This is a genomic window from Winogradskyella sp. Asnod2-B02-A, from assembly GCF_045063645.1.
Lineage (GTDB): Bacteria > Bacteroidota > Bacteroidia > Flavobacteriales > Flavobacteriaceae > Winogradskyella.
Genome location: NZ_JBEFOG010000026.1, coordinates 111,195 through 130,133, shown reverse-complemented (window position 1 = coordinate 130,133; position 18,939 = coordinate 111,195). Strand labels below are relative to the sequence as shown.

At 31.5% G+C, this 18,939-nt stretch carries 20 protein-coding genes; 7 read left to right on the top strand and 13 right to left on the bottom strand.

The genetic code is table 11. From position 1 onward, the window contains the following. Positions 1 to 225: 225 nt before the first annotated feature. From ACJJVO_RS04105 to ACJJVO_RS04070, 8 genes are all read right to left on the bottom strand, one after another. Positions 226 to 1,044, bottom strand: a complete 819-nt coding sequence (locus tag ACJJVO_RS04105) for an enoyl-ACP reductase (protein ID WP_405570799.1) — start codon at positions 1,042 to 1,044, stop codon at positions 226 to 228. An 87-nt stretch (positions 1,045 to 1,131) separates the two neighbouring features. Beyond that, positions 1,132 to 2,784, bottom strand: a complete 1,653-nt coding sequence (recN, locus tag ACJJVO_RS04100; RefSeq protein WP_405570796.1) for a DNA repair protein RecN — start codon at positions 2,782 to 2,784, stop codon at positions 1,132 to 1,134. Between the two features lie 165 nt (positions 2,785 to 2,949). After that, positions 2,950 to 3,837, bottom strand: a complete 888-nt coding sequence (locus ACJJVO_RS04095) for a DUF4835 family protein (protein ID WP_405570794.1) — start codon at positions 3,835 to 3,837, stop codon at positions 2,950 to 2,952. Beyond that, positions 3,830 to 5,041 carry a bifunctional phosphopantothenoylcysteine decarboxylase/phosphopantothenate--cysteine ligase CoaBC gene (coaBC, locus tag ACJJVO_RS04090; RefSeq protein WP_405570792.1) on the bottom strand — a complete coding sequence of 404 codons (1,212 nt, stop codon included), beginning with the start codon at positions 5,039 to 5,041 and terminating at the stop codon, positions 3,830 to 3,832. Before coaBC ends, ACJJVO_RS04095 begins: the two co-directional genes overlap by 8 nt. A gap of 8 nt (positions 5,042 to 5,049) precedes the next feature. Continuing rightward, entirely contained in the window at positions 5,050 to 5,376 is a 327-nt protein-coding gene (locus ACJJVO_RS04085; protein ID WP_115818693.1) for a DNA-directed RNA polymerase subunit omega, read from the bottom strand. An 11-nt stretch (positions 5,377 to 5,387) separates the two neighbouring features. Then, on the bottom strand, positions 5,388 to 6,200 hold the full coding sequence (locus ACJJVO_RS04080; RefSeq protein ID WP_405570788.1) for an outer membrane protein assembly factor BamD: 813 nt from the start codon (positions 6,198 to 6,200) through the stop codon (positions 5,388 to 5,390). A 108-nt stretch (positions 6,201 to 6,308) separates the two neighbouring features. Next, positions 6,309 to 7,193, bottom strand: a complete 885-nt coding sequence (gene dapA / locus ACJJVO_RS04075; protein WP_405570786.1) for a 4-hydroxy-tetrahydrodipicolinate synthase — start codon at positions 7,191 to 7,193, stop codon at positions 6,309 to 6,311. Further along, positions 7,193 to 7,711 (bottom strand): DUF6913 domain-containing protein, encoded by a 519-nt coding sequence (locus ACJJVO_RS04070; RefSeq protein ID WP_405570779.1) that lies wholly within the window; start codon positions 7,709 to 7,711, stop codon positions 7,193 to 7,195. The genes dapA and ACJJVO_RS04070 overlap by 1 nt, the downstream gene beginning before the upstream one ends. A gap of 71 nt (positions 7,712 to 7,782) precedes the next feature. On the opposite strand from ACJJVO_RS04070, the gene ACJJVO_RS04065 reads away from it, so the two are divergent. From ACJJVO_RS04065 to ACJJVO_RS04055, 3 genes are read left to right on the top strand one after another with little or no spacing between them, the layout of a single operon-like run. Then, positions 7,783 to 8,541 (top strand): 5'-nucleotidase C-terminal domain-containing protein, encoded by a 759-nt coding sequence (locus ACJJVO_RS04065; protein WP_405570777.1) that lies wholly within the window; start codon positions 7,783 to 7,785, stop codon positions 8,539 to 8,541. Positions 8,542 to 8,544: 3 nt separating this feature from the next. Then, on the top strand, positions 8,545 to 9,459 hold the full coding sequence (locus tag ACJJVO_RS04060) for a bifunctional metallophosphatase/5'-nucleotidase (protein ID WP_405570775.1): 915 nt from the start codon (positions 8,545 to 8,547) through the stop codon (positions 9,457 to 9,459). A 41-nt stretch (positions 9,460 to 9,500) separates the two neighbouring features. Continuing rightward, positions 9,501 to 9,890, top strand: a complete 390-nt coding sequence (locus tag ACJJVO_RS04055) for a hypothetical protein (protein ID WP_405570773.1) — start codon at positions 9,501 to 9,503, stop codon at positions 9,888 to 9,890. Positions 9,891 to 9,895: 5 nt separating this feature from the next. On the opposite strand, the gene ACJJVO_RS04050 is transcribed toward ACJJVO_RS04055, so the two are convergent. The 4 genes from ACJJVO_RS04050 to ACJJVO_RS04035 form a co-directional block, all read right to left on the bottom strand. Then, complete coding sequence (locus ACJJVO_RS04050) at positions 9,896 to 10,642, bottom strand: hypothetical protein (RefSeq protein WP_405570772.1); 747 nt, start codon at positions 10,640 to 10,642, stop codon at positions 9,896 to 9,898. Between the two features lie 103 nt (positions 10,643 to 10,745). Continuing rightward, the gene (ligA, locus tag ACJJVO_RS04045) at positions 10,746 to 12,740 is read right to left on the bottom strand and encodes an NAD-dependent DNA ligase LigA (protein WP_405570769.1); all 1,995 of its coding nucleotides are present in this window, start codon (positions 12,738 to 12,740) and stop codon (positions 10,746 to 10,748) included. Between the two features lie 29 nt (positions 12,741 to 12,769). Continuing rightward, positions 12,770 to 13,642: a peptide chain release factor N(5)-glutamine methyltransferase gene (gene prmC, locus ACJJVO_RS04040; RefSeq protein WP_405570766.1), complete on the bottom strand. Its 873-nt coding sequence runs from the start codon at positions 13,640 to 13,642 to the stop codon at positions 12,770 to 12,772. Positions 13,643 to 13,645: 3 nt separating this feature from the next. Further along, on the bottom strand, positions 13,646 to 14,137 hold the full coding sequence (locus ACJJVO_RS04035; RefSeq protein ID WP_405570763.1) for a GNAT family N-acetyltransferase: 492 nt from the start codon (positions 14,135 to 14,137) through the stop codon (positions 13,646 to 13,648). Positions 14,138 to 14,205: 68 nt separating this feature from the next. Here ACJJVO_RS04035 and ACJJVO_RS04030 point away from each other — a divergent pair, with 68 nt between their 5' ends. Genes ACJJVO_RS04030 through ACJJVO_RS04015 form a run of 4 tightly spaced genes read left to right on the top strand, consistent with a single transcriptional unit; the run spans position 14,206 to position 17,103 of the window. After that, on the top strand, positions 14,206 to 14,646 hold the full coding sequence (locus ACJJVO_RS04030; protein ID WP_405570760.1) for an LEA type 2 family protein: 441 nt from the start codon (positions 14,206 to 14,208) through the stop codon (positions 14,644 to 14,646). Next, positions 14,647 to 15,651, top strand: a complete 1,005-nt coding sequence (ribD, locus tag ACJJVO_RS04025) for a bifunctional diaminohydroxyphosphoribosylaminopyrimidine deaminase/5-amino-6-(5-phosphoribosylamino)uracil reductase RibD (protein WP_405570758.1) — start codon at positions 14,647 to 14,649, stop codon at positions 15,649 to 15,651. Beyond that, positions 15,638 to 16,255: an HAD family hydrolase gene (locus ACJJVO_RS04020; protein ID WP_405570755.1), complete on the top strand. Its 618-nt coding sequence runs from the start codon at positions 15,638 to 15,640 to the stop codon at positions 16,253 to 16,255. The genes ribD and ACJJVO_RS04020 overlap by 14 nt, the downstream gene beginning before the upstream one ends. After that, positions 16,252 to 17,103, top strand: coding sequence for an EamA family transporter (locus ACJJVO_RS04015; protein WP_405570753.1), 852 nt, complete (start codon positions 16,252 to 16,254; stop codon positions 17,101 to 17,103). Before ACJJVO_RS04020 ends, ACJJVO_RS04015 begins: the two co-directional genes overlap by 4 nt. Before the next feature lie 48 nt (positions 17,104 to 17,151). On the opposite strand, the gene ACJJVO_RS04010 is transcribed toward ACJJVO_RS04015, so the two are convergent. Next, positions 17,152 to 18,738 carry an aryl-sulfate sulfotransferase gene (locus ACJJVO_RS04010; protein ID WP_405570750.1) on the bottom strand — a complete coding sequence of 529 codons (1,587 nt, stop codon included), beginning with the start codon at positions 18,736 to 18,738 and terminating at the stop codon, positions 17,152 to 17,154. Between the last annotated feature and the right edge of the window lie 201 nt (positions 18,739 to 18,939).

The window sequence follows — 18,939 nt, the reverse complement described above, 5'->3', positions numbered from 1 at the left end:
TTAAGTTAGTAATTCTTTAAAAATATGTTAATTATCTGCAACTATATTAGCTTTAACTTTCAAATCGTTTAAAAGTAAAAAATACCGATAAGAAACGTTAATGCCATTCTTAATAATTACGAATTATATCTTTCAATCATAATTATTAAAATTGCGCAAATTCTAAAGAAAAAAAGCCGTTACATAATTATGTAACGGCTATATATTTAATACTTGTTCAAGTTTTTATTGATTCTCTACAAAGGTGTCCATAATGGCATCACTGACACCCATATTACTAAACCCACCATCATTATATAAGTTTTGGAGCGTTACTCGTTTCGTTAAATCACTAAATAGTGTTACAGTATAATTTGCACAATCCATTGCTGTTGCATTACCTAAAGGCGACATTTTATCTGCATAAGCTATAAATCCATCAAATCCTTTTACACCTGAACCTGCTGTTGTTGGTGTTGGTGATTGCGAAATGGTATTAACTCGTACTTTTTTATCTCTACCGAAAAAATATCCAAAACTACGCGCAACACTTTCTAAATACGCTTTATTATCAGCCATATCATTATAATCTGGAAAGACACGTTGAGAAGCCATATATGTTAAAGCTACAATACTTCCCCATTCATTCATAGCATCTGCTTTATAAAGTGTTTGCATAACTTTATGAAAAGACATTGCAGAAACGTCGGTTCCTTTTTGTGTCCAAGCATAATTTTGATTTGTATAATGATTCCCTTTTCTAACATTAATAGACATACCTATAGAATGTAAAACAAAATCAATTTTACCTCCTAATATCTCCATGGATTTTGCTACCAAGTTTTGAAGATCTTCTTCAGAAGTAGCATCTGCAGGAATAATCTGTGAGCCTGTTATCTTCGCTAATTCATCAATCTGTCCCATTCGCATTGCAACTGGCGCATTGGTTAAAACAAAAGTTCCACCTTCTTCATGAACGCGTACAGCAGTTTTCCAAGCAATAGAGTTTTCGTCTAAAGCTCCAAATATGATTCCTTTTTTTCCTTTTAATAAATTGTAAGACATGTGTTTGTGGTTAATCGGTTTTTGTGTAAGTTGTATTTTTTAAGACTCTCAAAGTTAACAAAACTTTGGATTTTAAAAATTGAGTTATTAATTCAGTAACTGCTTAGCATGCGCCATCGCTGAATCTGTAATTGTTAAGCCACCTAACATTTGAGCAATCTCAACAATGCGCTCATCTTCGTTTAGCTTCTTAAGTTGTGTATGCGTGACTTCTTTAATATCTGTTTTAAATACTTTAAAATGCGAATTTCCTTTGGCTGCAATCTGAGGCAAGTGTGTAATGGTAAAAACCTGCATTTTATTACTCATGTGTTTCATAATTTCTCCCATTTTGTTTGAAATTTCACCAGAAACACCCGTATCAATTTCATCAAACATAATAGACGGTAACTGAATATATTCTGCCAAAATAGATTTTATCGCTAACATTATACGAGATAATTCTCCACCTGAGGCTGATTTTTTAAGCTCATTAAAACTAGATCCCTTATTTGCCATAAATAAAAACTGTAAATTGTCTTTTCCATTTTTTACAAAATGATCAGCAACCTCTAACTCCACTTTAAACTTGGCATTTGGCATGCCTAAATCTGAAAGAATAGCTTCTAATTTTGAAACGAAAACCGGAATGATTTTCTTCCTTTTATTATGAATTTTTAAAGCTATCTGGTTAAGCTTCTCTTCTAGTTTTATAATCTCTTTTTCTTTAAGACGTATGGTATCGTCTAAACTTTCTGTATTATCAATTTTTAATTTTAAACCATTCCTAATTCCAATTAAATCGTCAACTTCTGAAACAGCATGTTTTTGAAACAAATTATTTACAATTTGAAGTTTACTGCCAATGCGCTCTAATTCTTGCGGATCTGAAGATAGATTATCTTCTAAATTATCTAACTCTATTAATATATCATCAAGTTCAATTCCCACACTAATAATGCGTTCCTTTAAAGCGTCATAAGATTTACCGAAACTCGCTATTTTAGTTAACTCTTGTTTTGCCGTATTTAATTGGTCTATTGCTCCAACTTCTTCTGTATTGAGTATGGATTTTACGCTGCTTAGCTTTTCTCCTATAATCTCAACATTATTAAGTTCTTCGTATTGTGATTCTAAATCTTCAAGATTAATTTTCTCTAAATTTATTTCATTCAACTCCTTGGATAAAAACAAATTGTAATCGTATTCTTTTATCAATTCAGCCTTAGAGAGTTTTAATACTTCTAAAGATTTTTGAAGTGACTTATACTCCACTAATCCATTAGAAAAATCTTCTAAATTCTCCTTATTTTCAGCCAAACCATCAATAACTTTAAATTGATAATCGTCTTGAGTTAATTGTTGCGTTTGATGTTGCGAATGAATATCTATAAGATAACTACTCAAAGCCACCAAACTTTCTAAAGTTACAGGCGTATCGTTAATGAAAGCTCTTGATTTGCCTGAAGGTAAAATTTCTCGTCGTATGATGGTTTGTACATCATAATCTAAATCTAAGGATGTGAATAATGCTTTTAAATCGTAGTTAGCAATATCAAAAGTGGCTTCTATAATACACTTGTCTCCTGTATTTTTCACCTGGCTTAAATCTGCTCGTTTACCTAAAACTAAGGATAAACCTCCTAATAAAATGGATTTTCCTGCACCTGTTTCTCCGGTAATAATAGTTAAACCATTATTAAACGCTACACTTAACTCATCTATAAGTGCGTAATTTTTTATGTGAAGTGATGTTAACAAGGATCTAAAATTTGAAATACAAAATTAAGTGAATTTGTCTTTTAAAAATGAAAACGAGAAAGAATAAATATAATATTTACTATTACTAAAGTATACTCGTTAAATCTAACAATTACATTAAGAAGAAGCATCTTAAAACCAAACTAGAAATACAATATGTAGAGCCTAGTATCTAATATTTCTCCATTTTTGAGAATACATTGGAGCTATTCTATTTAAAATTTCGGTGGCTTCAGCAATATTAACACTTGGTCCGCCTGAAAGAATATCCATAATCTCATCGGCTTTTGCATCAAAAAAAACACGCATTAAAAAGGAATTAGGTCTTACTCTATGTACTTTTTGCAATTCATCTAGTACTGTAATAATTTTATTTTTCCCGTCTTTAGTGTTTTCATTCATAATGTCTAATCCTCCAATATGATAGTTATACATGGCAGACCTCATATCCTTGTATGATGGTGACATTAAGTTATCAATTAATGCAAAACGAGATTGTAAACCATCTTCTAATTTCCATCCTTGACCATTAAGTTGTTGAGAATAACTAGCAATTGTTTGCGCTTGTTTAAAATATTTATCTCCTCCTTTAAGTTCAAAAGTATCTGCATCAATACCTAAAATCATATAAACGTGAAATGCCAATACAGAAACCAAATTAGATTCAAATTGACTTTCATTAAATATTAAATTCTGAAACTCTAAATATTGAAAATTAAAATCCTTATCGTTATAATTATAAACTGGAGAATTATAAGATGAATTAAAAACAGGTCTAGATGAAGATACTTGTAATGTTGCAGAAAACAAATCGTTACTGTAATCCTTTACGTTAATAACCATACTACAATTAATACGCTCTTTTGAACCAAACTCTTGATTAGTCCATTTTGTATTATTTACAAACTCTGTAAGTTGCTTCTCTAATGTTTTAAAAACCACATTGTTTTCGTTTCCTGTTTGTTGTGCAATAACATTTACAGAACAATTTAACTCTTGTGCAATCACTAAAGTTGAACATAAAAAAGCAAATAAAAGAAATAGGTTACGCATGGTTTTGTTTTAATATCAGTTGCATTAAATCTTTAGCTACTTCTGACTTAGATTTTAATTCGTTTTCAATAATAGTGTTAGAAGATGTTATAAATGTAACTTTATTTGTGGACACTCCAAAACCAGCTCCTTTATCTTGCAATGAGTTGAGTACAATAAGGTCTAAATTCTTAGATACTAGTTTTCCTTTAGCATGCTCTAATTCATTATTAGTCTCTAGAGCAAAACCAACTAAATATTGATGGGTTTTAATCTCTCCTAAGGATTTTAAAATATCTTTTGTTTTTTCTAACTCTATAGTAAACGTAGAATCTTTCTTTTTTATTTTCTGATTGGCAACATTCATCGGTCTATAATCTGCAACAGCGGCAGAAAGAATAGCAATATCTGAGGCCTTAAAATGCAAATGAACCTCATTATACATCTCTTCTGCACTAACCACAGGTTTAACCGTTACAAAATTATGTGTTATTTTTTCATGGGTAGGACCTGTAACTAAAACAACCTCAGCGCCTAGATTAGAAGCCGCTTTGGCAATCTCAAAGCCCATTTTTCCACTTGAATGATTTCCTATAAAACGAACAGGATCTAATGCTTCATAGGTTGGACCAGCAGTAATTAAAACACGTTGTCCTCTTAATGGTAATTGATCTAAAATATCTTTCTCTATAAAGCTAACAATATCTTCTGGTTCTGCCATTCTACCTTCACCAACTAAGCCACTAGCAAGTTCACCAGTACCAGCAGGTATTAACTTATTGCCAAAAGAAGTAAGTTTGCGGAATGATTCTTTAGTTGATTGGTGCTTATACATATCCAAATCCATTGCAGGCGCAAAATAAACAGGACATTTTGAAGATAAATATGTTGCTAACAAAATATTATCACAAACCCCATTTGCCATTTTGGCCATAGTATTGGCTGTGGCTGGAGCAATAACAAAGTAATCTCCCCAAAGCCCTAAATCTACATGATTATTCCAAACGTGGCTATCATCATCGTCATCCACAAAGGATGAATAAACAGGATTTTTAGAGAGTGTAGAAAGTGTAAGTGGTGTTACAAAATCCTTAGAAGCAGGCGTCATAACGACTTTAACGTTAGCGCCTGCTTTAATAAATAATCTTACTAAATTAGCAGATTTGTATGCGGCAATACCAGCAGTAATGCCCAATAAAATATTTTTATTCTTTAGAATAGACATCCTAAGGCTTATGGCTGAGGATCATCAGTATTTCTGTGATAAATCTTATCATCTAACCACTCTTGCACAGCTAAAGCGTGTGGCTTAGGTAATTTTTCGTAAAACTTAGATACTTCAATCTGTTCTTTGTTTTCAAAAATTTCCTCAAGACTATCGTTATAAGTGGCAAACTCTTCAAGTTTATCAATTAACTCACGTCTAATATCTGTATTAATTTGTTCTGCACGTCTAGAAATTACTGAAATAGCTTCATAGATATTATCTGTTGAAGCATCAATTTCATTTCTGTTATAAGTAATTGTACTTACTGGTGCGTCTGTCTTTTTTAAATCCATCGTTATAATGTTTAACTTTTAGTAGTAAACGTATTTAATTCTTGTTGTAATTCTTCTTTCATTATGTTAGCCTCTTCCAAATACACTGAATTTGGATAAGACTTATTAAGCGCTTGGTAATAACCTAACGCTTCTTTTAATCGATCTTCTTTTTTATAATCTACACTTAAAATTGCTAATTTATATGCAGAATCAAATCTGTAATAAAAAGCATCTCCTCTTAAAGTAGCTCCAGGAAACTCTAATAAGAAATTATTAAATGACTTTATTGACGCCACATAATCTCCCGTATATCCACCAATTAAATTATATTGTTTAGCAATTTCAAATGCTTTTTTCTCTAATTTAAAATCTAATTCTTTAACCAATGTATTAGCCTCAGCTAAATATTGCGAATTAGGATACTCATTTACAAATATCTGCAATTTCTCAATCGCTTCTATTGTTTCTTTCTGTTCCTTAGAATAGACAGGTGAATTAAAATAATAACCTTTTGCAGCATAAAATGCAGCATCCTCTGCTTTTTCACTCTTAGGATATATATCCGTAAATTTATCTAAATGATAACTCGCAATGTAGTAATCACCTAAATGATATGAACACATCGCATGCATATAAGTCAATTTTTCAGCTTGTGGCTTACCTCTATATTTCTGTAGGATTTGCTCCGACAGTCTAAAAGATTTCCTCCACTTTCCAGCGTCGAATAATTCAGATGCCATTTCAAATTTTGCTGCAGTATCTTCAGATTTTAGTGTTTTCTGAAAATCACTACACGAAATAAATAGTATACTGATCAGTAGTATGTAAAGTCCTCTCTTCATAAATTTTAAACAGAATGCAAAAGTAAACATTATTAACGGATTTAAAAAACAATTATTATGTGCTAAATTAAGTGTTGTTTTTAGCCTAAAAACCAATTTATATAAAGTTTAACTTTTACCTAAAGATTTTAGTTCAACTTTAATAGCTTCCTTTAACTGATCGGTTGCTTCTACAAGTGGTAATCGCACATGTGGTTTTGATATATTTAATGCAGACAAAACCGCTTTTATTCCTGCAGGATTGTTTTCAGAAAAAATCATTCCTGTAATAGGCATTAATTTAAAATGAATATCGTAAGCTTCTTTTGCCTTGCGCGCAATACCTAATCTTATCATTTCAGAAAACTCTTTAGGTAAAGCTTGCCCAATTACAGAAATAACACCAGAGCCTCCTGCTAAAGCAACTCCCAAAGCTAAATCATCATCTCCAGATAATACTAAAAAGCCTTTAGGTTTGGTTCTTAACAATTCTAAATACTGGTGCACATTGTTTCCTGCTTCTTTTACCGCTACAATATTATCAAAATCTTTAGCCAATCTAAATGTAGTCGTTGGCAACATATTAGACGATGTTCTACCAGGAACGTTATATAAGATAATTGGTAAAGGAGAAACTTCTGCTATGGCTTTAAAATGTTGATAAATCCCTTCTTGTGTAGGCTTGCTGTAATAAGGAGAAACAGACAAAATACCATCTATGGCAGTAAAATCAGTAGTTTGTATTTCTTCAACAACCTTTTTTGTATTATTACCACCAATACCTAAAACTAATGGCAATCTTCCATTATTTATCTTAGCTATAAACGATACTAATTCCTTTTTCTCCTCAGGTGTAACCGTAACACTTTCTCCAGTTGTACCACTGATAACTAAATAATCAGTACCATTTTCAATATTATATTCTACTAATCGCTCTAAAGCGTCAAAATCGATGCTTAAATCTGCTGTAAATGGTGTGATCAATGCAACACCTGTTCCTATAAATTTGGTCATTATAATTTTTTTAGAATGTTTAAGTATTTTTTTAATTCCTGTTTAAAAATGTTGATATCTTTTAAATCAACATCTATTATTAAATCATATAAGCGTTCGTCATTTGTAGAAATTCCTACTTTGAAATTCGCATGCGATGCTGCGGTGATTTGATCTAATTGTAACACAGTGTTTTTGTAGAAACAAATCAACATATCAAATGGTTCTGCTACAAAAGCTTCCAAATCTGGATTTTTCATTTTGCCTTTCCAACCAAAATCCTTTGGACTAAAATGCGCATTCCATTGGTTATATTCTAACTTATCATCCATAGTAAAAGCTACTATTTTATGCTTTGGTGAAATTAATCCCAATGTCTTAAAATAGACCCTAAACACTTCAAACTCATGAAATTCACTTGCATTAAGCAAAACTGCTACCGTTTTAATTTTATTATTGTTTACAGTAGATTTACGTTCTGCCAACAATTTGTTGACATATTTTCGATTAGATTTTTCTTTAAATGCTTTTAAAATCATTTATCTTTCGCCTTTGTGCAAATTTAGTAAAAGCGCTCACATTTTATTATAAACTCTTTATAAGTTATTCAATGACTATTAAACAAACTTTAAAACTCTGCTTTTTGTTGCTCATTTTTTCATGTGCATCATCAAAAATTTCAAAGATTGAAGGGGAACGTATCGCTATAGATGAAAATCTTAAACCTAAAGCGGAGATAGAAAATTACATTAAACCATTTAGGGAACACGTTAATAAAGACATGGACAATATTATATCCTATGCACCAGAGACGTATTCTAAAACCGATGGAGAATTAAATACGGCTATTGGAAACTTAATGGCTGATGCCGTTTATGATGAAGGTAATCCTGTTTTTTATAAAAAGACTGGTAAATATATTGATTTTGTATTATTGAATCATGGAGGCATTCGCTCTATAATTTCTAAAGGTAACGTTACTACACGAACGGCTTACGAAGTAATGCCTTTTGAAAATTCTGTGGTGGTAGCAGCTATTAAAGGTGATAAAGTTAATGAGATGATGACATATTTAGCTAATGCAAAACGAGCACATCCTGTGTCTCGCCAGCTTCAACTTACGTTAACAGCAGATAGCGAGGTTAAATTAGCAACAATTAATAAAGAACCTATAGATATTTCAAAAACTTATTATGTTGCTACTAATGATTACCTGTATAATGGTGGTGATGGCATGACCTTTTTTAAACCTAATGAAGGCTTAACTGTTTTAGATTATAAAATAAGAAATGTATTAATTGATAACTTTAAGAAAACAGACACTTTACATCCAATACGCGACAACCGTTTTATAAAATTAAATTTTTAAGACATGAAGAGAAGACAATTTATACAAAAATCAACAGCAGCAACAGTTTTAGCAGGAATTGGAGGCTTAGGACTACAATCGTTTGGTTCTAGCAAAACAAAAAAAATAACCATTCTACATACCAATGACGTGCATAGCCATATTGATCCCTTTGGATCAGATGATGGTAGAAATGCAAATAAGGGAGGTGTAGCAAGACGTGCTACTTTAGTAGATGCCATAAGAAAAGAAAACCCAAACACCTTATTATTAGATGCTGGAGATATTTTTCAAGGCACACCATACTTCAATTATTATGGTGGTGAATTGGAATTTAAACTCATGAGTATGCTAAAATATGATGTAGCTACTATTGGTAATCATGATTTTGATAATGGTATTGATGGATTGTATGCCCAAATACCACATGCTAAATTCGATTTTGTATCTGCTAATTACGATTTTTCAAACACCGTAATGGACACACATGTTAAGCCTTATAAAATTATTATCAAAGATGGTATAAAAATTGGCATATTTGGTTTAGGTATTAAACTAGATGGTTTAGTAGATAAAAATATGTACAAAGAAACCGTTTATCTCGATCCTATTGAAAAAGCACAAGACATGTCTCGCTTATTAAAAGAAGAAGAAAAATGTGATTTAGTTATTTGCTTATCTCATATTGGATATGATTACAAAAAAAACTCAGATAAGGTAAGTGACCTAAAACTAGCTAGAGCTACAAAAGACATTGATCTTATTATTGGTGGACACACGCACACATTTTTACCTAAACCAACTATAGAAAAAAATAGTATTGGTAAAAATGTATTAGTTAACCAAGTAGGTTGCTACGGTTTATATTTAGGAAAAGTAGATTTCTATTTTAATTCTGGAAAAAACATTAAATCAGACGGAGCTGCAATTGTTGTTTAAATCTGTTTTGTGCTTTTTAATAAAAAGGATGTAAATTAAGAATGATAATATCATATAAAAAGAAGCATTTAACCATTAATTTAGCTTTAGGAATTATATGGTTAATTAATGGCATTGTTCAAGTAGCATTTAATGATGGTATTAAATGGTACGACTTCATTTGGTTTGCATTGGCTCTAGCTTACTTTATACTTTATTTCTTTCAAAAAAACCAAAAATATATCACCATTAATAATGGCATAATTAAAGAGAATTCTTCTTTTGGTAAAAAATTAAAAATCAATGACATAAGGCAAATAAAACATTTTGCAGGAGACTACATACTAAAAACCAAAAACCAACAAATAATTATTAAGACACAACTGATTGATAACAATTGTGTTATTGAGCTAAAATCTGAATTAAAAAAAATAAATGCAACTTGGATTTAGACTCACTATAAATTTTCAACCTCAATAGGTTCATCGACATAAGCAGGTATAGGCTGAGTCACTCTATGTTGTGATTGTAGATACAGAAAGAAGAAAGCAACTACTAAAAAGAACGAATATACAAACCCTAAACTGTCATCACTAAGAATATAAAAATAGGCAAGCTGAATGATTTCTGAAAACGCAATAAAAATAGTTCCTAATAAAAAAAGCATAGATTTAGAATTATTTCTATACATATAATCTATAAGCGCAAATGATAATAATGCCATAACAAATGCATTATATGCGTACTCTAACACATATTGAGAATAAGAAAAAGAGCCTTCTGTTGTTCCTGATATTAGAGTAACACAAAAAACATCTAAAACAACCAACACTACAATAGGTATCGTTAACTCTGAAAAAATTGTTTTTAAATTTAATTGCTTTATAGTTTTAATAATAAGCAAAGCATAAGCAACAATATAAAGTATATTTATTAGATAGTAGAAATAATCTATTTTATCTAAAGGAACTTCGGGTGTGTACCAAGAAATAGCATTTAATATTTGTGCAATTGTAAAAGTCACTAAAAACGAAAGGAAAAATCTAGATTTATGCTTAGTCCAACTTACATAAAGCCAGGTGAGAAGCATCAGTATAATTGCACTCAGAATAGCTCCCTCTACTTCTTTGGCTAAACCTTGAAGTAAAATGTAGACAGCTCCCAAGAGTAACAATACTACCTTTATGATTTTTTTTACTAACATTAATTATTCCCTTATTAACGGTAGCAAATATAAACATTTTTTTTACACTTTAACGTTAAAATTATGCATTTCATCGAATAAACAGCTATTTTTACGTAGGAATTTACTTCAATACGTCTAAAAAGTCCATTTCTGTCAGTATCGGAATATTCAAATTTTCTGCTTTTGTACGTTTACTTGGTCCCATTTTATCACCTGCAACCACATAAGTTGTTTTAGATGAAATAGATGAAGACACTTTACCTCCATTATCTTCAATTAGTTTTTTAAGCTCATTCCTAGAAATAGTTTCAAAAACACCAGAAACTACAAAAGTCTGTCCTTTAAGCTTATCGGTTTGGTTTGCTAGTTTCTCAGCGGAAATTTCTAGTTGTACTCCAAACGACCTTAATCGTTCTATAATTTGTTTGTTTTCTTCCAAAGAGAAAAAGGCAACAACACTTTCTGCAATGCGCTCTCCTATTTCATCTACTGTAACTAAATCTAATAAAGAAGCAAACATTAAGGCATCAATAGATTTATAGTGCTTGGCTAGTTTCTTAGCTACCGTTTCACCTACATAACGTATTCCTAAAGCGAATAGTACACGTTCAAATGGAATTTGTTTTGAAGCTTCAATACCATTAACAAGATTTACGGCACTTTTTTCTGCCATACGCTCTAACGGAATTACTTGCTCTACAGTCAATTCATATAAATCGGAATAATTATGAATTAAACCTTCCTTAACCAACAAGGCAACCGTCTCACCTCCTAGTCCATCAATATCCATGGCTTTTCTTGAGATGTAATGTTGAATTCTCCCAACTACTTGTGGCGGACAAGCTGTATAATTAGGACAGTAATGTTTTGCCTCGCCTTCTAATCGCACTAATTCAGTACCACATTCCGGACAATTAGTAATATAGGTTGTTGGCACAGAATCCGCAGGACGTTTGGTTAAATCAACTGCGATTATCTTTGGTATAATTTCACCTCCTTTTTCCACAAACACCTCATCTCCTACTCTTATATCTAATTTTTCAATCTGGTCTGCATTATGAAGCGATGCGCGTTTTACCGTTGTACCAGCCAATTGTACAGGTTCTAAATTGGCTACTGGTGTAATGGCTCCTGTTCTACCAACCTGATATGTTATTTCATTTAAACGTGTAGAAACTTGTTCAGCTTTAAACTTATAAGCCATGGCCCAACGTGGTGCTTTTGCTGTAAAACCTAATTCGTCTTGCTGATAGAGATTATTCACTTTAACAACAACACCATCAATTTCGTAAGGTAAATTGTGTCTATTATTATCCCAATAGTCCACATAGTCTAAAACTTCATCAATAGAATTTACCAATTTAGCTTCTTGCGGCACTTTAAAACCCCAAGCTCTGGCTTTATCTAAACCTTCAAATTGCGACGTGATATTTAGATTGTTTCCTACAATACTATATAACAGACATTCTAAAGGCCGTTTTGCCACTTCTGAACTATCTTGAAGCTTTAAGCTTCCTGAAGCTGTATTTCTTGGATTTTTATAAGGTTCTTCCTCGTTTTCAATACGTTCTTCATTCATTTTTAAGAAACCTTCAATAGGTAGAACAATTTCTCCCCTAATATCAAAACGTTCAGGAAAATCACCCTTTAACTGCAATGGCACTGTATTTATGGTTTTAATATTTGCAGTGACCTCATCACCTTGCACGCCATCACCACGAGTTACAGCTCTTAATAATTTACCGTTTTCGTAGGTTAAACTAATCGATGCTCCATCATACTTTAACTCGCAAGTATAATTCACTTCACCATCCACCATTTTTTTGATGCGTGTTTCCCAATCCAACAAATCTTCTTTAGAATAGGAATTATCTAAAGAATACATTCTAGAATCATGAACCGTAGTTTTAAAATTCTTAGTGATTTCTCCTCCTACACGTTGTGTTGGTGAATTAGCATCAAAAAACTCAGGATGCGCTTCTTCTAAAGCTTGAAGTTCTTTTAATTTTATATCAAATTCGTAATCACTTATAGTAGCATCATCTAAAATGTAGTAATTGTAGTTGTGTTGACGCAGTTCTTCTCTTAGTGATTCTATTTTTTGTTTTGTGTTCATATATAAATGTATGTAAACAATTCTTCCTTTTAAATTTTAATGCCTTTCAACATTCTATCATTACCATTCAAATCCTTTAGCAACTCAACTTTTTGAAAATTAGTATCCGTTAATAAGGCTTTAGTCTCTTCTCCAAGATATTGATTAATCTCAAAATACAATGTGCCTTTTGGTTTCAGATTTTTAAGCGCAAAATTGGTAATAGCTTTATAAAACAGTAATGGATTATCATCCTCAACAAACAAAGCCAAATGTGGTTCGTTGTCTAAAACGTTGGGTTGAATTTCTTGTTTTTCTAAATTTCTAACGTATGGTGGATTGGATACAATAACATCAAAATTAGAATCAGCATCTAGTGCGGAATGACAAGTATTATCTAAAATACTAGCCTCTATAAAATTGATATCAACCTTATTTAGTTCAGCATTCTGTTTTGCCACTTTCAGAGCTTCTTTTGAAATATCCAAAGCATAAACTTCAACGTTCGGTAAGTTTTTAGCTAAAGAAATAGCTATACAACCAGAACCTGTGCCGATGTCTAGGATTTTTATAGACTTCTCGACTGCACTCGAAGTGAAAGTACGAATTATTAAATCTACAAGTTCTTCAGTCTCTGGTCTCGGAATCAGCACATGCTCATTCACTTTAAATGGCAATCCGTAAAATTCCGTTTCACCTAGTATATACTGTATGGGCTTTTGCTGTTTTAAATCTTCTAAGACCTTAAAAAAAGTATCTGTTTCCGGTTTTGTAATGGCTAATCCTGGGTCTAAAGTCAATTGTATTCTTGGTACATTCAAATAATGCTCTGTACATAAATAGAAAAAACTATCTACTTCATGTTTACCATAAATAGCATCTAATTCTATATGAAATATATTTTGAAGTTCTTTTAATACCATTAATTACAAATCTTTAAGCATCCAAACAGTGCATGAGTAATGACCAGTGTTTCCCATTGGCTTATCAATAGATTTAAAACCTACTTTTCTGTAGAGTTTCCGTGCATCATCCATATATGGTAAGGTTTCTAAATAACATTGACCAAAACCTACTTGTTTAGCAAAATCTAAACATTTATGCATCATTTCGCTTCCTAAACCTTTACCTCTGGCTTCTTGCATAAAATACATTTTCTGTAATTCGCACACATTACCTTCATAATTATCTAAAGGCGAAATGCCTGCGCCTCCAATAATATCATCACCACTTTCAACTACAAAATACGCTTTCTTTGGCGCATTGTAGGTTTCCGTCATACAATCTAGAGCAGAATCTTCATAAGCCGTACCAACTTTAGGCACTCCCATTTCTATTAAAACATTCCTAATCGCTTTTGCAATTTTAGGATTGTCCTTGGCTTCAATTTCTCGGATAACAATAGTATCTTTGCGCACTTAATAATTAATTTTTAGTCAGAATCAAAAATACATATAAAAACAATTTTATGTTTAAAAGACTCTTAATGTTTTCCCTAACTTTTACATTACTTTTCAACTGTTCTGTAACCGAAAAACCAGAATTTGTAAAACTAGATAATATTAAAGTCACAGATTCTAATTCTAAAAGAATTACCCTTAGTGCAGATGCTTTTTTTCTAAATAAAAACGATGTTGGTGGCACCTTAAAAACCGATGACTTTAAGGTTTATATTAATGATGCAGAAGTTGCAACGATTATATCTGATGAATTTAATGTACCACGAAAAAAAGAATTCACAATTCCTCTTACTGTCACTGTAGAAACCGAACGTCTTATAGATAAGAACAGTCTTGGTGGTTTGTTAGGTAGTTTAATCACCCAAAGTTTAAAAGTGCATTATAAAGGCGATATTAAATATAAAATTATGGGTTACTCTTCTACATATACCGTTGATGAAATCCAAGATGTAAAAATTAAATTATAGTTGACAACACACGACACTTATATAAAACGTTGTTTGCAAATTGCCAAAAACGGATTGGGAAGTACAAGACCAAACCCTATGGTTGGTGCTGTAATTGTACATAATAATTTGATAATTGCTGAAGGTTTCACAAGTGCTTATGGTGGCAATCATGCTGAAGTAAATGCTATAAACGCGGTAAAAGACAAATCTATTTTAACTGAATGCACGCTTTATGTAACACTAGAACCTTGCAGCCATTTCGGAAAAACACCTCCTTGCAGCGATTTAATTGTAAGACATAAAATTCCGAATGTAGTGATTGGTTGTATTGACGACAATCCGGAAGTTGCAGGTAAAGGCATCGCCAAACTTAGAGCTTCTGGCTGTAATGTTACTGTTGGTATTTTGGAAGCCGAATGCAAAGCACATCACAAACGGTTTTTTACATTTCACAATAAAAAGCGTCCTTATATTATACTCAAATGGGCAGAAACTGCAGATGGTTTTATTGCACCTTTAAAAAAGGATGAGAAAAAACCAGTTTGGATAACCAATAAATATTCTCGTCAATTAGTACATAAATGGCGTGCTGAAGAACAAGCTATTTTGGTTGGAACAAATACAGTAATTGAAGACAATCCGAGTTTAACGGTTAGAGATTGGTCTGGCGAGAATCCCATTAGAGTGGTATTAGATAAAACTTCAAAATTAAACGCTAACTACGCTGTTTTTAATAATGAAGCGAAAACCATACGAGTTACAAATGAAGATATTGATTTTGAAAAACCGATAGGAATTCAAATTGCGGATTTATTATTCAAACAAAATATCAACTCTATAATTATAGAAGGTGGTGCTCAAACACTTCAAACATTTATAAATGAAAATCTTTGGGATGAAGCACGCGTTTTTACAGGTAACACAAGCTTTAAAACCGGTATAAAGTCACCGAAATTAGAAGGAACTTTAATTTCTGAGTCTCAAATAAAAACTGATTTATTAAGAATTTATGCAAAAGATTAAAACATTAATTTTCGATTTTGGTGATGTATTTATCAACCTAGATAAGCCAGGTGCTATGCAGTATGCATTAGATTTATTCAATCTAAAGACGTTTGATGCTGACATGATTGAAACGAATATATTATATGAAGTTGGTAAAATTTCTACTTCAGAATTTATTCAGTTTTATAAATCGAAATTTCCTGAAATAAGTGAAACCAAACTTATTTATGCCTGGAATTGCATTATTAAAGATTTTCCTGAGCATAGATTAGATTTTATTAAAGAATTAGCACTTCAAAAAAAATATAAACTCATATTATTGAGCAATACCAATGATATGCATATTGATTATGTAAAGGAAACTGTTCCGTTTTTTGAAGAATTTAAGCAGTGTTTTGATGTCTTTTATTTATCACAGCAAATTCATTTTAGAAAACCGAATACAGATATTTTTGAATTCGTTTTAACTGCAAATAATCTTATTGCTAATGAATGTTTGTTTATTGATGACACAAAGGACAATACTGATACAGCAGATAAAATGGGCTACCATACTTGGAACATCGACGAAACCAAAGAAGATATCGTGACACTTTTTAAAACTAAAAAAGAGCTCTTTTGATTTATTTACTATTAAGCGTATTGTCTTCTACGGCAATTTTTGTGTTGTTTAAACTTTTTAGTAAGTATAAGATAGACACGCTTCAAGCTATTGTAGTCAATTACGCAACGGCTTTCGGTTTTGGATTGATATTCAACGATGCAAAAATTAACGTTTCAGAAATTATACAAACCCATTGGTTTATTGCTGCTATTGGATTAGGCTTTCTGTTTATTGCCATATTTAATGTTATGGCACTTACAGCTCAAAAGAATGGACTTTCAGTAGCTTCTGTTGCTAGTAAAATGAGTTTAATAATTCCGGTAATATTCGGGATTTATGTAAATAACGAAAGTACAGAAGCTCAAAAATTAATAGGAATCGCATTGGCTTTAGTCGCTGTTTACCTAACATCAATAAAACAGAAAGATAATTCTGTTGTTACAAAATCTATCTACTTGCCTATTATTCTTTTCATTGGTTCTGGTATTATAGATACTTCTGTAAATCATTTTGCACCAAAAGGTAATATTCCCTTATTCCTATCCTCTATTTTTGGTATAGCTGCAATTATCGGCTTCTTTTTATTTGCTTATAAATCCATTGCTACTAAAAAAAGCTTTCAACTTAAGAGTATACCGTTCGGAATTCTCTTAGGTATTGTAAATTATGGTTCTATGTATTTTCTACTTTTAGCATTACGAGTAGAAAACACAGAAAGCTCAACGATATTTACTATTAATAATATTGCCATTTTAGCACTTTCAACATTAGTAGGCTTAGTCTTATTTAAGGAAAACATTTCTAAGAAAAACTGGATTGGTATTACCTTAGCTTTTATAGCCATATTATTAGTTACACTAGCATAACTCTAGATATTAAATACTTATTCTATAAATTAAGCATCGTACTCTTTTCTATGTTTTTGAAATTTTAAAAAACTCAGAGCGGTCATTATTTAAAAGTTTAATGATATATAATCCATTAGGTAGATTTTCTAAATTGATATTTTCAGAATTTGTTTGACTTAGTATCTTTTTTCCAGATAAATCATAAACCTCAATGAAATCGACATGAACATCAAAATTTAAAACGTCTTTTGTTGGATTAGGATAAACATTTAAACTAGAGAAATAAGAATCATCAATAGATAAAAGACTAATACATTCTTGAGAGTTAGAATTGACATCTTCAATAATTCCGGTATTATTAAATGTTTGATCGTCAAATCCATTATAGTTTTCCGGATACCTATGAGCTCTAAAAGATCCATTATCAGTAGCTTCACTAAATTGATTGAAAACAACATTGTCACCAATAGGAATAACATAAACCCAAACCACATTTCCTAAGGTATCAATTTCAGTGATTCTCCCTATACTCGTTTCGTTAATTAAGGCATTACCGTTAGACATTATTTGCACTCCACTTCTAGAGGATTCCAAAAGGACTTTACCTAAAATAGTTCCATCATAGGACCAAAAATAATCAGTTGGTAAAAATTTACCTGAATCAAGAGCATATACTCCGTTATTATCATTTTGATCAATTATATGAATTGAAGAAGCCGTTAAATCTGATCCATAACCGTCATTACTAAAAACAGATATTTTTCCCTGATGAGGACCGTCTGTAATCCATTTTACATCATGTTGTCTTCCCAGTTTTCTATCTGCAGCAGTACCTTGATCATAAACCTCAGGATTTCCCCATCTCCAAAGAAAATCACCACCTTTACCATAAATCCCACCAGAATTTGATGCAGCCTCCTCTGTTGTAGTGCTATGATCTATAATAAATACCTCACTTAAATGTCTTGAAGATATTACTATTTGATCTAGATCTTCATTATAATTAATAGCATTGGTATGTATTGGGTTAGCTCCATTACCATTATCGAAATTTATATCCAATAATTGAGGATTATCTGCAATAATCCCAAAATTAGGTTTAGAGGTATCAAAATCTTGTACTATATGATCAAATAGTTTCCATTCCCAAACAATATTAGCCGAATCTGTACCTACAGGCTCAATTTCTACGATTCTCTCTAACAATAAAGTATCTTCAGAATAAGCTGTGTCCATACCTTCCGCAAACATTTCGATATTAGTATAAGAATCCCTAATTAACACTAAAAAATTACCATTGGGAAGAGGCTCTAAATCATGGTGCGTTTGAAAGCCAAATTCCTCTAAATAATCCAAACTCCAAAGTACATTATTTTCCCAATCCCTTATATCTGCCTTAGCTCCATTACCTTGTAATAAATTCCCATTTTCCAACAGATATGCTTGCCTACTGACTCCTCCAGAAAAATCCCATTGATTCACCGCTTCTCCACAATTATTTATTAAATACAACTTGTCATTAACTAAAGTATTAAATAATGTGTACCCATTTGATTTAGCTACATTAACATTATTATAAACCAATCCAACAGTCTCTTGAGAAAACGATAATTTAAAAAATAACATTAGAACGAAGAATGTAATTTTTCTCATAAATCTTCTTTTAATTTCAAATTTAATTAACTTAAATTAAAACTTAACACATCAAGAGGATGTATCTGCTTGCATATTAAATTCAATACTAAAATTAACGACAAATTAAATTGATACAACAACTTTTTCATTGCCGAATAATTAATCCTTTAGTGTAATAAATCTATTTTTTATCACGAAAATCTTACTGTTAAATAGCAT

Bases quoted from the DNA above. Each gene is read 5' to 3' on its own strand.
- ACJJVO_RS04105 (WP_405570799.1), bottom strand. From the start codon at position 1,044: ATGTCTTACAATTTATTAAAAGGAAAAAAAGGAATCATATTTGGAGCT.
- ACJJVO_RS04095 (WP_405570794.1), bottom strand. From the start codon at position 3,837: ATGCGTAACCTATTTCTTTTATTTGCTTTTTTATGTTCAACTTTAGTG.
- coaBC (WP_405570792.1), bottom strand. From the start codon at position 5,041: ATGTCTATTCTAAAGAATAAAAATATTTTATTGGGCATTACTGCTGGT.
- ACJJVO_RS04085 (WP_115818693.1), bottom strand. From the start codon at position 5,376: ATGGATTTAAAAAAGACAGACGCACCAGTAAGTACAATTACTTATAAC.
- ACJJVO_RS04080 (WP_405570788.1), bottom strand. From the start codon at position 6,200: ATGAAGAGAGGACTTTACATACTACTGATCAGTATACTATTTATTTCG.
- dapA (WP_405570786.1), bottom strand. From the start codon at position 7,193: ATGACCAAATTTATAGGAACAGGTGTTGCATTGATCACACCATTTACA.
- ACJJVO_RS04070 (WP_405570779.1), bottom strand. From the start codon at position 7,711: ATGATTTTAAAAGCATTTAAAGAAAAATCTAATCGAAAATATGTCAAC.
- ACJJVO_RS04065 (WP_405570777.1), top strand. From the start codon at position 7,783: ATGACTATTAAACAAACTTTAAAACTCTGCTTTTTGTTGCTCATTTTT.
- ACJJVO_RS04060 (WP_405570775.1), top strand. From the start codon at position 8,545: ATGAAGAGAAGACAATTTATACAAAAATCAACAGCAGCAACAGTTTTA.
- ACJJVO_RS04055 (WP_405570773.1), top strand. From the start codon at position 9,501: ATGATAATATCATATAAAAAGAAGCATTTAACCATTAATTTAGCTTTA.
- ACJJVO_RS04050 (WP_405570772.1), bottom strand. From the start codon at position 10,642: ATGTTAGTAAAAAAAATCATAAAGGTAGTATTGTTACTCTTGGGAGCT.
- ligA (WP_405570769.1), bottom strand. From the start codon at position 12,740: ATGAACACAAAACAAAAAATAGAATCACTAAGAGAAGAACTGCGTCAA.
- prmC (WP_405570766.1), bottom strand. From the start codon at position 13,642: ATGGTATTAAAAGAACTTCAAAATATATTTCATATAGAATTAGATGCT.
- ACJJVO_RS04030 (WP_405570760.1), top strand. From the start codon at position 14,206: ATGTTTTCCCTAACTTTTACATTACTTTTCAACTGTTCTGTAACCGAA.
- ACJJVO_RS04020 (WP_405570755.1), top strand. From the start codon at position 15,638: ATGCAAAAGATTAAAACATTAATTTTCGATTTTGGTGATGTATTTATC.
- ACJJVO_RS04010 (WP_405570750.1), bottom strand. From the start codon at position 18,738: ATGAGAAAAATTACATTCTTCGTTCTAATGTTATTTTTTAAATTATCG.